Origin of the sequence: Rhizobium sp. OAE497, from assembly GCF_040546565.1 — a bacterium.
Classification (GTDB): Bacteria; Pseudomonadota; Alphaproteobacteria; order Rhizobiales; family Rhizobiaceae; genus Rhizobium.
The window spans coordinates 1,025,853-1,043,390 of record NZ_JBEPOA010000002.1; the positions used below are offsets into that span (position 1 = coordinate 1,025,853).

At 60.9% G+C, this 17,538-nt stretch carries 15 protein-coding genes; 7 read left to right on the plus strand and 8 right to left on the minus strand.

Annotated features, from left to right (window positions below; translation table 11 throughout):
* Positions 1-18: 18 nt before the first annotated feature.
* Genes ABIE40_RS24395 through ABIE40_RS24405 form a run of 3 tightly spaced genes read right to left on the minus strand, consistent with a single transcriptional unit; the run spans position 19 to position 3,952 of the window.
* Positions 19-1,443, minus strand: a complete 1,425-nt coding sequence (locus tag ABIE40_RS24395) for a glycosyltransferase family 2 protein (RefSeq protein ID WP_199628152.1) — start codon at positions 1,441-1,443, stop codon at positions 19-21.
* Between the two features lie 31 nt (positions 1,444-1,474).
* On the minus strand, positions 1,475-2,908 hold the full coding sequence (locus ABIE40_RS24400) for a UDP-glucose dehydrogenase family protein (RefSeq protein WP_199628151.1): 1,434 nt from the start codon (positions 2,906-2,908) through the stop codon (positions 1,475-1,477).
* 21 nt (positions 2,909-2,929) lie between these two features.
* Positions 2,930-3,952 (minus strand): UDP-glucuronic acid decarboxylase family protein, encoded by a 1,023-nt coding sequence (locus tag ABIE40_RS24405; RefSeq protein ID WP_354541133.1) that lies wholly within the window; start codon positions 3,950-3,952, stop codon positions 2,930-2,932.
* A gap of 267 nt (positions 3,953-4,219) precedes the next feature.
* Here ABIE40_RS24405 and ABIE40_RS24410 point away from each other — a divergent pair, with 267 nt between their 5' ends.
* Entirely contained in the window at positions 4,220-5,284 is a 1,065-nt protein-coding gene (locus tag ABIE40_RS24410; RefSeq protein ID WP_199628150.1) for an endo-1,4-beta-xylanase, read from the plus strand.
* Positions 5,285-5,290: 6 nt separating this feature from the next.
* Here ABIE40_RS24410 and ABIE40_RS24415 read toward each other — a convergent pair whose 3' ends face one another.
* A complete protein-coding gene (locus tag ABIE40_RS24415) occupies positions 5,291-7,027 on the minus strand; it encodes a bifunctional diguanylate cyclase/phosphodiesterase (protein WP_130281341.1) in 1,737 nt (578 codons plus the stop codon).
* A gap of 281 nt (positions 7,028-7,308) precedes the next feature.
* Here ABIE40_RS24415 and ABIE40_RS24420 point away from each other — a divergent pair, with 281 nt between their 5' ends.
* Genes ABIE40_RS24420 through ABIE40_RS24430 form a run of 3 tightly spaced genes read left to right on the plus strand, consistent with a single transcriptional unit; the run spans position 7,309 to position 11,110 of the window.
* Entirely contained in the window at positions 7,309-7,842 is a 534-nt protein-coding gene (locus ABIE40_RS24420; protein ID WP_199628149.1) for a 2Fe-2S iron-sulfur cluster-binding protein, read from the plus strand.
* The gene (locus tag ABIE40_RS24425; protein WP_199628148.1) at positions 7,839-8,828 is read left to right on the plus strand and encodes an FAD binding domain-containing protein; all 990 of its coding nucleotides are present in this window, start codon (positions 7,839-7,841) and stop codon (positions 8,826-8,828) included. The genes ABIE40_RS24420 and ABIE40_RS24425 overlap by 4 nt, the downstream gene beginning before the upstream one ends.
* The gene (locus tag ABIE40_RS24430) at positions 8,825-11,110 is read left to right on the plus strand and encodes a xanthine dehydrogenase family protein molybdopterin-binding subunit (RefSeq protein ID WP_199628147.1); all 2,286 of its coding nucleotides are present in this window, start codon (positions 8,825-8,827) and stop codon (positions 11,108-11,110) included. The genes ABIE40_RS24425 and ABIE40_RS24430 overlap by 4 nt, the downstream gene beginning before the upstream one ends.
* Positions 11,111-11,128: 18 nt before the next feature.
* Here ABIE40_RS24430 and ABIE40_RS24435 read toward each other — a convergent pair whose 3' ends face one another.
* From ABIE40_RS24435 to ABIE40_RS24450, 4 genes are all read right to left on the minus strand, one after another.
* Entirely contained in the window at positions 11,129-11,887 is a 759-nt protein-coding gene (locus ABIE40_RS24435; protein WP_199628146.1) for a sugar phosphate isomerase/epimerase family protein, read from the minus strand.
* A gap of 28 nt (positions 11,888-11,915) precedes the next feature.
* Positions 11,916-12,935 (minus strand): LacI family DNA-binding transcriptional regulator, encoded by a 1,020-nt coding sequence (locus ABIE40_RS24440; protein ID WP_199628145.1) that lies wholly within the window; start codon positions 12,933-12,935, stop codon positions 11,916-11,918.
* 95 nt (positions 12,936-13,030) lie between these two features.
* On the minus strand, positions 13,031-13,471 hold the full coding sequence (locus ABIE40_RS24445; RefSeq protein ID WP_199628144.1) for a VOC family protein: 441 nt from the start codon (positions 13,469-13,471) through the stop codon (positions 13,031-13,033).
* Between the two features lie 119 nt (positions 13,472-13,590).
* Complete coding sequence (locus ABIE40_RS24450; protein ID WP_199628143.1) at positions 13,591-14,403, minus strand: aldo/keto reductase; 813 nt, start codon at positions 14,401-14,403, stop codon at positions 13,591-13,593.
* Positions 14,404-14,586: 183 nt separating this feature from the next.
* Between ABIE40_RS24450 and ABIE40_RS24455 the strand changes: the two genes are divergently transcribed.
* Genes ABIE40_RS24455 through ABIE40_RS24465 form a run of 3 tightly spaced genes read left to right on the plus strand, consistent with a single transcriptional unit; the run spans position 14,587 to position 17,522 of the window.
* Positions 14,587-15,483: a carbohydrate ABC transporter permease gene (locus ABIE40_RS24455; protein ID WP_199628142.1), complete on the plus strand. Its 897-nt coding sequence runs from the start codon at positions 14,587-14,589 to the stop codon at positions 15,481-15,483.
* Entirely contained in the window at positions 15,480-16,418 is a 939-nt protein-coding gene (locus ABIE40_RS24460) for a carbohydrate ABC transporter permease (RefSeq protein WP_199628141.1), read from the plus strand. The genes ABIE40_RS24455 and ABIE40_RS24460 overlap by 4 nt, the downstream gene beginning before the upstream one ends.
* A 3-nt stretch (positions 16,419-16,421) precedes the next feature.
* Positions 16,422-17,522 (plus strand): ABC transporter ATP-binding protein, encoded by a 1,101-nt coding sequence (locus ABIE40_RS24465; protein ID WP_199628140.1) that lies wholly within the window; start codon positions 16,422-16,424, stop codon positions 17,520-17,522.
* Positions 17,523-17,538 lie beyond the last annotated feature (16 nt).

Here is a 17,538-nt window from a genome sequence, read left to right on the forward strand (position 1 = left end):
ATTGAGGTTGATTGCGGGTCATTCAGCCGCGATTTGCGTCATGATCAGGTCTTCGTTTGCATTGGTCTTGACCGTGCGCTCCCAGACGAGGCCCTGATCCTTGATGTACATGCGCAGCCCGATGTAGAGCGGGATGAGCCAGATCAGCCACCAGACCATCAGCGATACCGGATTGATGCGCACGAGGTACCAGACCCTCGTCCAGACGCTCTCGGCGACCAGTTTGCTGCGCGTCCAGACGCTGATGTAGAGACGCAGCAGCAGCAGCGAGAACATGCTGAGATTGAGGATCGGGAAGATGGCGGCCTCGGCGGGCAAATTGCCCTGTCCACTGAAATACTGCCACATCGCCCATATCCCGATCGGTATGCCGATGGTGTTGATCGACATCGACAGGCACGGCAGGAAGTTCAGCCAGGCGCGGAATTTCTGCCAACGGGTCATGCCCATCGAGGTCAGCGGCGAGGTCAGGCTCTGGAAGAAGCCGCAGACCCAGCGCTTGCGCTGCGTGATGCCGTGCATCAGCGTCGAGGGCACTTCCTCGATCAGCGGGTTTTCGATGACGCCGAGTTTGCGGCCGTTGGTCCAGAACCGCATGCCGACCTCGGGATCCTCGATGGTGATCCACGGGTGGAAGCCGCCGAGTTCGATCAGGTCCGAGGCGCGGAAGAACAGACCCTTGCCCAGCACCCAATAGGGCTGACGGCCATTGGCTGTCAGATGCGGGTAGGTGAGCCCGTCCCAGGACATGTGATCGGCGGCATGCCAGGTCGCCGCCATGCTCTCGTTGAGATTGCCGGCGATGTTCTGTGCCTGCAGAACATCGTATTTCTTCATGCCGGCGGCACCGGCCAGGAAGTGATCGGCAGGCGGGCAGCTGTCGGCATCGATATAGTTGACCAGGAAGTCCTCGCGGCCCTCGAACTTCTTGGCGACGTTGTAGAAGGCATAGACCAGCTGGCGGGTCTTTTTCGGCGGCAGGTCGCGATTGTAGGCGCGGTGCCCCTCATGCCACCAATAGGCCTTCCGCGTGGAGTCCCAGCCGTCCCAGACCGCCTGCCAGCTCGGATGCGTGGTCGGCGGCACCTCGACGATTTCGAGGAAGGAGAATTCCTGCTTGAGACGGCGGAGCGAAGCCACCGTCTCGTAGTCGTTCTCGTTGGGGATCGCCACGACCTTGTAGCGATGCTTCGGGTAGCGAAGCTGCGAGAGCGAGGTGAAGGTCGTGCGCATCGTTCCTTCCAGCTCGCGCAGAACCGGATAGAAGAGAACGATGAAGGGGCATTCGTCCTCCGTCACCGCATCGATGTCTGCCTGCGTCACCATGTTCGTCGGCAGGCTGGCGAAGAAGAAGTTCAGCCCGAGGCTGAGGCTGTAGGCGATCTGCACCACGAAGAAGAGCGTGAGCAGGGCATACTGGCCTGAAATCGAGATCATATCCATCGTACGCTAAACCTTTGATTGGATATAGATATTACACTGCAGCAGGCTGTGGTGCCGGGCGCACCGAACCATTGGCCGCCGGATGCTCCCGCTCGACGCGGCCTGCATTCTTGGGCTTCAGGAGGCGCGGGGTGACCTGGATCGATGCGGTCTCGGTGCGGCGCGGCGAGCCGATCCGGTGAAGCTCGAAGCCGGCAGCTTCGACCTTGCGGCTATCGAGGATGTTGCGCAGGTCGACGATGACAGGATGACTGACCAGCGAGCCGAGGCGGGCAAAGTCGAGCCCCTGGAATTCCTTCCACTCGGTCGCGACAACGATGCCATCGGCGCCGGCGACGCAGTCATAGGCGTTCTCGGCATAATCGACATTTTGCAGATAGTGACGCGCCTGCTCCATGCCTTCCGGATCGTAGGCGCGAACGCGGGCACCCATCTTCTGCAGGGCGGCGATGATGTTGAGCGACGGCGCCTCGCGCATATCGTCGGTATTGGCCTTGAAGGTAAGGCCAAGGATGGCGATCGTCTTGCCGCGCACCTGATTGCCGAGCGCCGTGATGACGCGCCGGCCGATACCACGCTTTCTGGCGTCGTTGGCGGCAATCGAGCTCTCGACAACGCGTAGGCTGACGGAATGGCTCTGCGCGGTTGCCAGCAATGCCAGCGAGTCCTTCGGGAAGCAGGAGCCGCCATAGCCTGGACCCGGGTTCAGGAAGGCGCGGCCGATACGGGTGTCCTGGCCGATCCCGTTTGCGACTTCCGAGACGTCGGCGGAGACCGCCTCGCAGAAATCGGCGATCTCGTTGATGAAGGAGATCTTGATGGCGAGGAAAGCGTTTGCTGCATACTTGATGACTTCAGCGGCATTGCGGCCGGTATAGAGGATTGGAGCGCCGGTGGCGCGAAGCGGCTCGTAGAGCATCTTCATCTTCTCGGTCGCCCAGGGAACATCGCAGCCGACGACGACGCGATCCGGGCTCATGAAGTCATCGATGGCGCTGCCTTCCTTCAGGAATTCCGGATTGGACACGGCGGCGAAGACGAGATCGGGACGCGAGGTGCGGATGATCGCTTCGACGGCATCGCCGGTGCCGACAGGCACGGTCGACTTGGTGACGACGACGAGGCCGTCTTCGGCGCTGAGCGCGATCTCGGAAGCGACGGCATAAACGCTCGTCAGATCCGCTTCGCTGCCGCCCTGGCGGGTCGGCGTGCCGACGGCGATGAAAGCGAAATCGGCGCCTTTGAGCGATGACTTGAGATCGGTCGAGAAGGTCAGCCTGCTCTCATCGATATTGGTCTTGATCAGGGCGTCGAGACCGGGCTCGAAGATCGGCACGCCGCCGGAGTTCAGGAGGTTGATCTTCTGCGCGTTGCTATCGACGCAGACGACGGAATGACCGATGGCGGAAAAGCACGCACCGGAAACCAGGCCCACGTAGCCGGAGCCAACAATTATGACTTTCATGTTTCACCTATGATCTGATGGTTATTCAGCAGCGCTGATGGCGGCGGCGGGCTGCCGTCTGAGTTCGCCGTCGAAATATTCGATGGTCTTGAGCAGTCCCTCGCGGAGGCTCACTTCAGGGCGCCAGCCGAGAAGCTCGCTCGCCTTGCTGATATCGGGCTTGCGGCGCTTGGGATCGTCGACCGGAAGCGGCAGGCGGACGATCGGCGAGCGGGAGCCGGTGATCTCGAGGACGAGATGCGCGAGCTCTTCCATGGTGAATTCGCCGGGATTGCCGAGATTGACCGGCGTGTCGGCGAGTTCGCTGCGCATCAGGAGGTCGAAGCCGCGGATCAGGTCGTCGACATAGCAGAAGGAGCGCGTCTGGCTGCCATCGCCATAGACGGTCAGCGGCTGGCCGAGCAGCGCCTGAATGACGAAATTCGAGACGACGCGGCCATCGTCCGGCTGCATTCGCGGGCCGTAGGTGTTGAAGATGCGGACCATGCGGACGGTGACGCCGCGGGTCTTGCCGAAATCGGTAAACAGCGTCTCGGCGAAGCGTTTTCCCTCGTCGTAGCAGGAGCGTGGGCCAACGGTGTTGACGTTGCCCCAGTAGTGTTCCGGCTGCGGGTGGATTTCGGGATCGCCGTAGATTTCCGAGGTGGAGGCGTGGAAGACGCGGGCGCCGTCGCGTTCGGCGCGGCGCAGCACATTCCAGGCGCCCTTGCAATTGATCATCGCGGTCGCGACGGGATCGGCCTGATAATGTACGGGTGACGCCGGGCAGGCGAGATTGTAGATCTCCGCGAATTTCGGCAAGGTATCGGGCAGTTCGTCGGTGACGTCATGCTGCACGACGCTCAGGCGGTTGCTGAACTGGAGTCTGGAGAGATTGGACGCACGGCCGGTGTGGAAATTGTCGAGGCAATAAACGTGATTGCCGCGGGAAACGAGCAGATCTGCAAGATGAGATCCGAGGAAACCGGCTCCGCCGGTTATCAGGATATTTGCGCCCTCGAGAGCGGGACGCAGCGACCCGGTCGCATGATTAAACTCTATCACCTTAGGACTCCATACAATATCGCTCCGAAGAACAAGGCTCTTCAGCAAGCAGTTGATAGATTGTTCTTGAGGCTTCCCCCTTATTCTTGTTGTTAACGGTCCATTAATATAGCTTTTTCGAAAATACAATTACACGTGATAACCGCAAATTGCGTTTTTAATCTTCTGAACGCCTTATTTCTGTGAAAAGCAGAAGCCGTTACCTGAGGAAATACAATGCCAGAGTTGTCGAGGCGGGGCTTCTTAAGGAATATTGCAACCGGAGCTATGGGCGCAATTGCAGCCGCTTCATCCTTAAAGCCAGCCTACTCATCCCAAAGGAGTAGGCCTATCCCTTTCGGGTCAGCCGCCCGTACCCAATTCATCGAAGCGGACGGGCAATACCGGGATTCTCTCCTGCAATATTGCAGCCGCCTGACGCCGGAGATCGAGTTCAAATGGGACCAGATCGAGCCGCGGCAAGGGCAGTTCGCGTTCGAAGCAGCAGATACGGTGGCGAATTTCGCCAGGGATCACGGCAAGGAGATCTATGGCCATACGCTGCTCTGGCACCGCAGCATGCCGCCCTGGCTGCCTGACCATCTCCGCGAGACCCGCGACTGGAGCACCGTCACGGGTCATATCGGCCGGATGGTCGGCCGCTACGCGGGTGTCCGCTATTGGGACGTCGTCAACGAGCCGATCGATACGGGGTTCCGGGACGACGGCCTCAGGCCATCCGTCTTCCTGGACTGTTTTGGTGCCGATTACATCGCGATGGCACTTCAGGCGGCGCGGGCGGCATCACCGGGTGCTGAGTTGCTGATCAACGAGTATGGGCTCGAATATGATCTGACCGTGGAGCACGACCGGCGCTTTCACTTCCTGCGGCTGCTCGAACGGCTGAAGATGGGTGGCGTCCCGATCGGTGGCATCGGGCTGCAGGCCCATCTCGACCTGCGCAAGGGGCCGGTGTCGCAGGCTGCCATTTCGAGCTTCTTGAAGGAGATCCGTAATCTCGGTCTTTTCGTCTTCGTCACCGAGCTCGATGTCACCGAAGCCGACTATGTCATGTCAGCGGTAGAGCGCGATGCGAAAGTCGGGGCCGAGGTGGCGCGCTATCTCGATGTGGTCTGCGATTTCGAGGATCTGCGCGGCGTCGCCACCTGGGGGCTGACGGATCGCTATTCCTGGCTTGGGCTACCGCCCGAAGAGGTCGAGGCCTACAAGCAGCATGGCTACTGGCGCGACGGAACCTCGCCCGGCTTCAACCGTGGCCTGCCGCTCGATACCGACCTGCGGCCAAAACCGTTTCTCGATGCGCTCAAGGCGCACGGCGTAGGACAGTTCTGAACCATCTCAGCCGGCATTCTCCATCCTGCGGGCAGCGGCCGTCTCCAGGACCGCCTGTGTCACCTGCGCCGGTTGCGGCCGGCCGAAGGCGTATCCCTGCAGCGTATCGGCGCCAAGCCCGGCCAGCAGGCGGGCGTGATCCAGCGTCTCGACACCCTCGGCGACGACCTCGATCTCGAGCGTGCGGGCAATGTCGATCAGCGAGCCGATCAGCCGCCGCTGTGTCTCGCTCTTCAGGATCGGCAGCACGAGATGGCGGTCGATCTTGACGCGATTGGGCCTGAGCTCGAGCAGGCCGAGCAGCGAAGCATGGCCGGAACCAAGATCGTCGATCTCGATATCGATGCCGAGCTGGCGGATGCGCTCGATATTGCGCTTCACCTGCTCGCTCAGCGTATCCAGGAAGATGGTCTCGATGAATTCGAAGCTGATTTGCCCGGGTGCAATACCGAGCGCGCTGACCTTGCCGGGCAGCGACGGATCGCCGAGGCGGGCGGCCGAGAGGTTGACCGACACCGTCGGAACCTTGATCCCCGCCATCGACCAGCGATTGATATCGAAGAGCACGCGGCGGAAGACAGCGTCATCGACGGCGTCCATCAGGCCGTTAGCGGCAGCAAGCTCAAGGAAATCGCCCGGCATGCGCAAGCCCTTCGGGCTCTCCCAGCGGGCAAGCGCTTCGAGACCGCAGATCGCATAATCGCTGGCGCGGACCTTTACCTGATAGAAGGGCACGATCTCGCCGATGTGCAGGCCGCTGCGCAACTCCTGCAGCATCTGTTTTTCGGCGTTGCGCTTCTCGGCAAGTGCCGGCGTAAACAGCTGGTCGCGATTGCGGCCGTTCTTCTTCGCCTCGTAGAGCGCGATGTCGGAAGACGTCAGCAGCGCGGCAACATCGGCGCCGCTCGCATGGGCGTAGCCGATCGAGCATTCCACGGTGAAAGGCTCGCCATCGATAAAGACCGGCTTCTGCAGATCTTGGCGGATTCTCGCAACGATCTCGCGCATTCGATCCGGCTCAGGCGAAAGCGACAGAACCGCAAACTCGTCACCGCCAAGGCGCGCTGCAATCTCGCCACCGGCGATCCCCGAAGCAAGCACGGAACCGACATGCCGCAACACCGTATCGCCGCCGCCATGGCCGAAGCGGTCGTTGATCTCCTTGAACCGGTCGATATCGATATGACAGAGCGAGGCAACGGGTTCGGACGCTTGCAGCAGGCGCGCAAAGGCATCGTCGAAGGCGCGGCGATTCAATAGGCTCGTGAGAGAATCGTGATCGGCTGCATAGCGTGCTTCCGCCCGGCTCTGCTCGGCCGCTTCGCGCTGCTTGGCGAGCTGCTGGTTGCGCAATGCGTCCTCGGTCACATCCCATTCGGCGCCGATGAAGCAGGGCTCGCCCTGGCCGTCCACGAAGTACTGTGCTCGTGATCGGATATGGCGGATCTCGCCATCCGGGCGGATGATACGAAACTCCGAGGCATAGTCGCTCTTGTTGGCAATGGCCGCCTTGAAGATCGTGCTGGCACCCGGACAGTCGTCGGGATGCACGCTCTCCAGCCAGATGACGTCGTGTTCGCCCTTGGCAACGCCGTAAATGCGCTGCAGCTGATCGTCCCACCGGGTCTGGTTCTTGGCGATATTGTGCTGCCAGATCCCGATGCCGGATGCCTCAAGCGCAATGCCGAGCTGCCTGACCAGGTCTTCAAGCTCGTTGTTCGTCCACGTTAATTTATTGCCCACTGACGCGTGCCCGCCCCTCTTTGGCGAGCATTATGCCGGGGACTCCTTAGTAAAGGCTGAAGCCTGCACTTGGGCGTTGCTTGGTGCGACGTTCTGACACTTGCCGCGCGAGCACATTTCTACGGTCGATTGCATCGGATCGACTCGAATATTCAAAGAGTTGATCTTTGCCGCCGATACGCAGCGAAATCCCCATCACAAATCGTTTGAAACTTCGGCGCCGCTTTCTAGGTCCCTTGGGGTGAAGTTTCAAAAACCGTCATCGCATAAGGAGAACGCTTATGCAATTCACCATCAATGGCGAGCCGATCGATGTCACTGCGGATATCCGCACGTCGGTGCTCGATCTCTTGCGAAACTATGCCGGCCTCATGGGCACCAAGAAGGGCTGCGACCAGGGGGCGTGCGGCGCCTGCACCGTGCTTGTCGACGGGGAGCGCATCAACTCCTGTCTGGCGCTCGCCGTCCAGTATCAGGGGCGCAGCATCACTACGGTCGAGGGCCTGGCCAAAAATGGCGATCTTCACCCGCTGCAGAAGGCGTTCATCGAACATGACGGTTTCCAATGCGGCTATTGCACGCCGGGACAGCTCTGTTCCGCCATCGGCATGGCCGCGGAAATCAGCCGCGGCGTGCCGAGCGCCATCACCCCGGATCTGGCTGCTGAGCAGATCGCTCTGACGGAAACTGAATTGCGCGAGCGCATGAGCGGCAATCTCTGTCGATGCGGAGCCTATAACGGCATCGTCGAGGCAATCGCCGAGACCTATTCCGGCCAGACCGCCGCCGAGACGAAGGCGAGGGCACGCGCATGAACCTCTTCACCTATGAGAAGGCATCCACCCCATCCACCGCGATCGAGCTCTCCGGAAAGAGCAGCGCCGCCAGATATCTCGGCGGCGGCACCAATCTCGTCGACCTGATGCGGGAGACAGTCGAATGTCCTGAGACGCTCATCGACGTCACCGCACTTGCCGATGGCATCGATCAGACCGGCGATGGCACGCTGATGATCGGCGGCGCGGTCAAGAACACGGCGCTTGCGGCCGATATGCGGGTGCGATCTGCCTATCCGGTGCTGTCGCGTGCGCTTCTCTCCGGCGCCAGCGCGCAGATCCGCAACATGGCGACCGTCGCTGGCAATATCCTGCAGAGAACGCGCTGCCGTTATTTCTACGACAACGCCTCTCACTGCAACAAACGCGAACCGGGTGCCGGTTGCGACGCGATCGGCGGCTTCAATCGCTATCATGCCGTTCTCGGGGCCTCCTCATCCTGCGTGGCGACACATCCCTCCGATATGTGCATCGCGCTTGTGGCGCTCGATGCCGTGGTTCATGTCGAGGGGCCGTCGGGACGGCGCGCGATCCCGCTTGCGGAACTTCACCGGCTGCCGGGCGATCGTCCTGATGTCGAAACCGAATTGCAGCCCCGGGAGCTGATCACGGCGGTGGAGATTCCGCAGCTATCCTTCGGCCGGCGTTCCGCCTATCGCAAGGTGCGCGACCGGGCCAGCTATGCCTTCGCGCTCGCCTCAGTGGCGGCAGCGCTCGACATCGATGATGCCGGCAACATCCGCGATGTCAGGCTGGCGCTTGGCGGCGTCGCGCCCAAGCCGTGGCGTGCTTCGAAAGCGGAGGCGGCGCTGAGAGGGCAACCGGCCACGGAACAGACCTTCCGGGCCGCGGCAGAGGCTGAGCTCTCATCCGCAAAGGCGCTTCGCGACAACGGCTTCAAGATCGAGCTCGCCACGCGAACGATCGTTGCCGTCCTCAACGAATTGAAGGGAGAGGGCGCATGAGCACCCAGCCGGAAACCACCACCGCAAAATCCGGCCGCTGGCAGCCCGCCGTGACATCGGATCCGATGTTGCGCCGGCATGGAGCGCTCGGGCGCCCGGTTTCGCGTATCGACGGACCGCTGAAGGTTCAGGGTGGCGCCCGCTATGCGGCCGAGTATCCCTATGAGGACATCTGCTATGCGGCCTTGAGTTTCAGCACGATTGCGCGCGGGCGCATTCTGTCGATTGAGACGGTGGCAGCAGAAAAGGCGCCGGGCGTCATTCTCGTCATGACTTATCACAACGCCCCGCGGATGAAGGCGCCATCGCTGATGATGTCGTCGCCGACGGCCGCAGGCGCCAGCGACCTGCCGGTGATGCAGAACGACGAGATACACTGGAACGGCCAGCCGGTGGCCTGTGTGCTTGCCGAAACGCAGGAGCAGGCGGATTATGCGGCAAGCCTGATCAAGACCGAATACGCGGCCTTGCCGGCTGTCACCTCGTTCGAGGAGGCGAAGAAGACACCGAGGCAGCTTGAAACACTGCTCGGCCAGCCGCCGATCCTGGAGATCGGTGACGCCGAGGCCGCTCTCAAACGTGCTGAAGTCAGCGTCGACCAGATCTACCGGACGCCGAGGCATAATCACAACGCCATCGAGCTGCATGCGGCGACCGTCGCCTGGGATGGCGATCACCTGCGAATGCACGATGCCAGCCAGCTTCTGGATCTGACTGCCGGGCAGCTCGCCGACATCTTCGGGATCGATCCGCAGAATGTGCACGTCACCTCGCCCTATGTCGGCGGCGGGTTTGGCGGGAAATGCCTGTGGGATCACCAGATCCTTGCCTGTGCGGCAGCGAAGCTCGCCGGGCGGCCGGTGCGCATCATGCTCTCCCGCGAAGGCGTCTTCCGTCTTGTCGGCGGGCGCACTGTCACCGAGCAGCGTGTCGCGCTCGGCGCCAAGGCGGATGGGACGCTCGACGCCCTGATCCACACCGGCATCGTCGCGATGACGCTGCACAATTCCTGTCCGGAGCAGTTCACCTTCCCGGCCCGTCATATGTATGCGGCCGGATCCTTCAGGCTCGCGCAGGAAGTGGCCGATATGGATATGCTCGCCAACACCTTCATGCGCGCACCCGGCGAATCCGTCGGCACCTTCGCGCTGGAATCGGCAATCGACGAGCTGGCGGAAAAGCTTAAGCTCGACCCAATCGAACTCCGCCGCCGCATCGAGCCCAAAAGGGACCCGACCAGCGGCAAGCCCTTTTCATCGCGCCGCCTCATTGAATGCTACGAGAAGGGTGCCGAGAAATTCGGCTGGAGCGGGCGCAGCATGGTGCCGCGCCAGAAGCGCGACGGCGAATGGCTGATCGGCATGGGATGCGCAACCGCGACCTATCCCTATCACCGCTTCCCCGGCGGCGCCGTGAGGATGCGGCTGACGGCCGAGGGCAAAGTAACGGTTTCCACTGCTGTCCACGATATGGGCATGGGCACGGCAACCGCCCAGGCCGAGCATATCGCGCTCCGTCTCGGCATCCCCTTCGAGGACGTGACCTTCGACTATGGCGACAGCACCCTGCCGCGCGGCGTGATCGCTGGCGGCTCGACGCAGACGGCGTCGATCGCAGGTGCGGTGATCGCGGCCACGGAGATCTTCGTCGACGAGCTGTTAAAGCTCGCCGGAAACGACTCGCCGCTTGCCGGGCTGTCGCTTGCCGAGGTCGAGCCGAGAGACGGCGGGATCGGCCATCGCGACGAGAAAGGACGCTTCGAATCCTATCAGTCGATCCTGCGCCGCGCGGGGAGGGACGAGCTTGTCGTTCAGGGTGAAGCACCGCCACCGGCGGAAATGGAGGCCTTCTCCATGCACTCCTACGGCGCGCAATTCTGCGAAGTCAGGGTCAGCGAAATCACCGGCGAGACGCGCATATCGCGCTTCCTGGGCTCCTTCGACGCCGGAGTGATCCTCAACGCCAAGACGGCGATCAGCCAGTTCAAGGGCGGCATCATCATGGGGATCGGACTGGCGCTGACCGAAGAGACCAATTTCGACGAACGCTTTGGCCGCGTCGTCAACGCATCGCTCGCCGAATATCACGTGCCGGTGCAGATGGACGTCCCCGAGATCGACATCATCTACACGAACGAGCCCGACCCGCAGGCGCCGATGGGCGCCCGCGGCATCGGCGAAATCGGCATCACCGGCGTCGCCGCCGCCATCGCAAATGCCGTCTACAACGCCACCGGAAAACGCATCCGCGATCTGCCGATCACCCTGGACAAGCTGCTATAAGCAGCTTGTCCAGGCTTTTTACAGGCCAAGCGCCTTGATGTGATCGATCGAGCGTTTGGCGAAGCGGCGCCAGTCCGAAGGATTGTCGTGTTCGGTGACGATGTGCTCGGCCGCCGTTTGGCGGAAGAGCGGTACGAGGCCTCCCCAGTTGATGATGCCGTCGCCGGTCGCAGCCCAGCCGTCGTCCCCGGTTGTTCCAGCAGGCGCCATGTCCTTCATCTGTATGGCGATGATGCGGTCCGCAAATTTTCTGAGCTCGGCCGGGGGATTGGCGCCCGCGCGGGTGATCCAGCCGCAATCGATCTCGAACCAGAGGTCCGGGCCGCCGCCTTCGAAGATGAGGTCGATAGGCCGCGATCCATCGGCGAGTGGGCGATACTCGAAATCGTGATTGTGCCAGGCGACTTTCAACCCGTGAGGTGCCGCGCGTTCGGCGCCCGCCGCGAGCCTCTCGCCCAGCCCCCGCCAGTAGTCCGCGGTCGTATCGCGCTCTTCCGGGGCCACGTAAGGCGGGATCATTACCGTGGCTCCGATCGTCAGGGCAATGTCGATAAAGCGGTTCGGCTCGTCGATGAGGCCAGCCAGCGGCATGTGAAAGCAATGACACGCGAGACCGGCATCATCGAGCGCCTGCCGGAACGTGCGTGGATCGGCCTCATAGGCCGGGAGCCAGGGCTCGATCGCATCGTAGCCGAAGGCCTTGAGCTCAGGGAATTGTGCGTAGAGCGGCGGAAAATTGCGGGAAGAATAAAGCTGATAGGAGATCGGATAGGTCATGGCTTCCTCCTCTTGCGCGGCGCCGCGGTCAGACGCGCCCAGTCGTGCTTTCGCGGACGATCAGATCGGGATCGATCATCGTCACCCGGGGTTCTGGAAGTGTGTCCCCCGCATTGATCAGCCGCATCAGGCGATCGACGGCGAGTTGGGTGACGACATCGACGGCATAGTTGACGCTGGAAATCGGGGTCGCTGCATGCTCGGCAAACTCGATATTGTCGAAGCCGACGATAGCCACGTCGCGGGGCACGGAAATTCCATTCTTCTGGCTCCAGCGCAAGGCGCCAAGTGCCAGCGAGTCGTTTGCTGCAAAGATGCCGGTTGGGCGTGGTGCGATGCTCATCAGTGTGTCCGTCGCCCAATAGCCCTTCATCACGGTATGGCCCTGCGGGTCCGCGGCTAAAGCCGGGTCGAATCCGATGCCAGCCTCTTCTAGAGCCTGCAGATATCCCTCACACTTCTCGAGATTGCCGAGCGGGTTGGCGCTATCGATGATCGCGATACGGCGATGACCGGTCTCGATCAGGTGACGCGTTGCCTTGTAGGCACCGCGGCGCTCGTTGACACAGACACCATCGACGCCGGAATCCGGATCGCCGACGAGGAGAACAACGGGATAGTTCGACTGCCTCAAGCGCCGGATATGGTCAAGGCGCCGGTGGCTGCGTGGATAGACAAGCATGCCGTCGACCTGCCGTGAGCGGAACATCTCAAGTGCGCGAATCTCCTCACCGAAATCGTTGTTGGATGTTGCAAACAACGTGCCGTAGCCTCGCTCGGCGAGCGCCAATTCGATCGCCTGTGCGGTGCGCGTCAGCGTCGGGTTGGTGATGTCGGTCAGGATCAGGCCGATCGTCTTCGTCTCGCGATTGACGAGAGACTTGGCGATATGGTTCGGCAGATAATTGAGCTCGGCCGCCGCATCCCGGATCAGCTGCCGCGTTTCCTCGGGAATGCGCGGGCTTTCCCTTAGCGCCAACGAGACCGTGTTGACGGAGAAGCCCGTTTTGCCGGCGATGTCTTTGAGGCGGACGGTTGATCGCGTCATCGGTTCATATCTGCATTTGTAACACTCCGCTTCCATTAGCGCTGCCGCAAAGAAAGCGGAAGGGAGCCGCAGTGCATGACCGCGGCCCCGCCCGATTATTTACCTTCGGCGTGAAGCCGCTTGATGCCCTGATACTGAAGGCAATCCGGATGCATCTCCATTAGTTCGATGCGGTTGCCATCCGGATCCTCGATCCAAGCCTGCCGATTACCGTCGAGGCCGGCCTTGATCTCCGCCGTCAGCTTTATGCCGGCCGCCTTGATGCGGCCGGCGGTCGCATCAAGATCGTCGATCGTGAAGCACATGTGGTTGACGCCATTGGCATTCCAGCCCGGCGCCCTTTCGTTCTCTGCGCCGGGGAAGATTTCAAGATAGTGTTCGTCAGTGATCCGGAGATAGACGAGCCAGGTCGAGCCATCATCGTTCTTCAGCCGAAGCATTTCCGGAAATCCAAGTTTCTCACGGTAGAAATCAAGCGAGGCGTCGAGATCCTTCACCTTGATCGCAACGTGGCCGTAGCCGGTAATTCCAAGCATAAATCCTCCTCCCGGCAACGTTGCCATTGCCGCTCATTCGCTCCATGGAGCAATTTAGTTTAACGTTAATACGAGCGTAAGAATTGCCGTGATCGCTGCGGCTTGTCAATGGGGTCCAGTCAATCCCACTTCGGTCCCCAATCCGGATTGATGACGCGCAGGTTGCGGTCGACGGTCTCGATTGCGGCGACCTCCTCGACCGAAAGCGTGAGTTTCGACGCCTGGAAATTCGAACGGATACGCTCCGGCTTGCCGGACGTGGGGATTGCACAGTAGCCTTTGGTAAACTCGAAGGCGAGGGCGATCTGCTCGACGCTCGCGTCGTGTCTCGCCGCGATGGCTTCTATGACCGGGTCGCCACGCAAGGCGCCACGGGCGATAGGCAAGTAGCAAGTGACGGAAATTCCCTTTTCCATGCAATGCTTTGCAAGCCTCTTGTTCTGCAGGTGCGGATTAAGTTCGAACTGGTTGTTGGCGACCTTGCCGTCGCCCAGAATCGCGGCAGCCTGCTCCAGAAGGCCGATCGTGAAATTCGAGACGCCGATCAATCGCGTCAGGCCGCGTGCCTGCGCTTCAGCAAGCTGCGGCAGATAGACCTCCGGCGAAATTCGCCCGTGCGGCGCCGGCCAATGGATAAGCGTCAGATCCATCTGCTCAAGTTTCGTCGCCTCTAGGCTGCGCTCGAGGGAGGGGATAAGCTGCCCTTCGCCAAGGTTGTCGGTCGAAATCTTAGTAGTGATGAACACATCCTGGCGCGGTAGGCCGGACTCCCGAAACGCCTTTCCGGTCTCCGTTTCGGTGTCGTAAGTCTGCGCCGTGTCCAAATGGCGGTAACCGGTCTCAAGGGCAAAAAGGATCGCAGTAACGCCGTCAGCGCCCGTCCGCCCATAAGTTCCGAAGCCGATCTGTGGAATACCCCATTGTTTTCTCATCGTTTATTCCTCCTCCCTGAAGGTCGCGTCAGCTGCCTTATGATCCGTGCTGTGCACAGGTTGCCGCCACGCAAACCAAAAACAGCTGTTGACCTAATGCGATTTTTGAACATAGTTTAACGATAATACAAGCTCGAATTCGAGCGAAGGGGGTGTGGGAGCGCCGCCTTGGGGAGGACAGAGATGCAACTACGCTGGAGCCGCGTGGCGCCCCAGCTGGCTCTCGCGCCGGCTGTTGCCGTCACCATGGTTGCTTTCATCGGAGCGATCGGCTGGACCGTCTGGCTGTCGTTTACTCGCAGCCGCCGCATGCCCGAATATGAAATCGACTGGACAGACTGGACGCGCCAATACGCCCGGTTGTTCAATGATGGCGGCTGGGCGATCTCGCTGCAGAATCTGATCATTCTCGGCCTCGGCAGCGCGCTCGCCATCGTTTTCGGCTTCGTGCTCGCGGCGATGATCGACAGGGAATGGCGCGGAGAAAGCTTCTTTCGCACCGTCTTTCTTTATCCGCTCGCCGTCTCGCTGATCGTCACGGGTGCTGCCTGGCGCTGGATTTTCAATCCGCAGCTCGGTCTTGAGAATTTCCTGCACGGACTTGGCTTTACCTCCGTCAGCTTCAACTGGCTGGCGAGCCCGGATACGGCGATGTACGCCATCATTCTCGCCTCGATCTGGCAGAGTTCCGGCTTCTACATGGCACTGATGCTGGCCGGTTTGAAGTCGATCAACACGGAGATCTGGAGTGCGGCGCGGCTCGATGGCGTCAGCTTCTGGCGTCTCTATATCGAGATCATCATCCCGATGATGAAGTTTACCTTCATCACCTGCGCCATCCTGCTCTCGCTCGGTGTGATCAAGGCTTATGACGTCGTGGTCGCCATGACAAACGGCGGTCCTGGCAACTCTACTTGGGTTCCCGCCTATTTCACGATCAACGCGCTCTCGGCAAAGAGCAATATCGGCTATGCCTCAGCGGCGGCGATCACAATGCTTGTCATCACGGCACTGATCTTCCTGCCGCTGGTGCTGATTACGGCATGGCAGCAGCGCCGTGTGAATGGCGGTGGCGCATGACGATGATCACCCAGGCTGCAACGCTCGAAGACGCGGCCAATGCATTGCCGACACAGCGCGGCCCCTTCTTTCCGCGCAAGAAGAAGCGGATCGCTGGCCGTTCGATCGCAATTCTCGTTTTCCTGACGATCTGCGCGCTGTTCTTCTGCGTGCCGCTCTATGTCGTGGTCGTCACGTCTTTCAAGACAATGGACCAGATCCGCGAGGGCGCGATCTTTTCGCTGCCGCATGTCTGGACACTGGAGGCCTGGGATCACGCGTGGAACAAGGCCTGCTCGGGCATCAATTGCAATGGTCTGAAAGTCGGTTTCTGGAACTCGGTTCTGATCCTCTTTCCGTCGCTGATCCTGTCGATCGCGCTGTCAATCGTCACCGGTTATGCGCTGGCGCTCTGGAATGTTCGCTGGGCGAATGCGTTCCTGTTCCTGCTGTTCATCTGCGCCTTCGTGCCATTCCAGGTCATCATGTATCCCCTGATCCGCATCACCGCGTCGATCGGGATTTACGGTACGCTCTGGGGCATCGCCGCCGTCCATGCGGTTCTCGCGATGCCGGTGTTGACGCTCATCTTCCGCAACTACTACAAGGACATACCGCAGGAGATCATCCGCGCCGCGATCATCGATTCAGGCTCGTTCTGGCGCATCTTCATCGAGATCATTTTGCCGATGTCCGGCAATATTCTGATCGTCGTCCTCATCCTGCAGATCACGTCAATCTGGAACGACTACCTGATTGGCGTGACTTTCGGTGGGCTGGGAACGCAGCCGATGACGGTCATCCTTGCCAATCTGATCACGGTTTCGACCGGCGTCGTCGCCTATAACGACAACATGGCAGCGGCGCTGCTGACCGCTATTCCACCCCTCGTCATCTATTTCCTCGTCGGCAAATTCTTCGTTCAGGGAATTACCGCCGGCGCGATCAAGGGTTGATCCATGCCGCGTGTTTCATTCGAACATATTGTCAAATCCTTTGGTTCGCTGACCATTCTCAACGACCTCAATCTTGCGGTTGACGACGGTGATTTCCTGGTACTGCTCGGCCCCTCCGGCTGTGGCAAGACCACGCTTCTCAATCTGCTGGCGGGCCTGCTTGAGGTCAGCGACGGGCGGATCATGATCGGCGAGCGGGATGTGACCGATCTCGATCCGAAGGATCGCGGGCTCGCGATGGTCTTCCAATCCTATGCGCTCTATCCGACGAAGACCGTCTACGGGAACCTGAAGTTCGGCCTCGCAGCCAGCCGCCTCGACAGGCAGGAAGTCGAGCAGCGGATTGCTACAGCGGCAAAACTCCTGCAGATCGAACCGCTTCTCAATCGCAAGCCCGGCCAGTTGTCAGGCGGCCAGCGTCAACGCGTGGCGATCGGCCGGGCGCTTGTGAAGCAGGCGGATGTCATTCTCTTCGACGAGCCGCTTTCCAATCTCGACGCCAAGCTGCGGACAGAGATGCGGCTCGAGATCAAGAAGCTACACGACACGCTGAAGCCGACCATCGTTTACGTCACTCATGACCAGATCGAGGCGATGACGATGGCAACGCGGATCGCCGTCATGGATGGCGGTGTCATCCAGCAATTCGGTACGCCGGATGAGATCTACGAGCGTCCTGCAAATCTCTTCGTTGCCGGCTTCATCGGCGCGCCGGCAATGAACCTGCGTCCGGCGCGGTTGAAGATCGATGGGCCTTGCGTCAAGGCGAAGTTTGATACCGGCGACTTGATCGATCTGGCGGGCTATCCGTTTTCGGCCCCGCCGCAGGATGGTGCTGAAGTCATCGTCGGATTGCGCCCGGAACATTTCGTCGTCGCCGATCAGCCGCTCGCCAATGCGGCGGCCAGCTTCGCGCTGCCGCTTCGCCAGGCTGAGCGTACGGGCTCGGATGCTACTGCCTATCTCGGTTTCGGCGCCGCACTTCTTGCCTTGCGTGTCGATCCCGATCGTGCGGCGGGACTTGCAGCCGGGCAGTCGGTTCGCGCCGAATTTCCACGCGGAAAGGCCAATATCTTCGACGCTCGCACCGGGCGGCGGATGTGAATGCATAAACGATGGG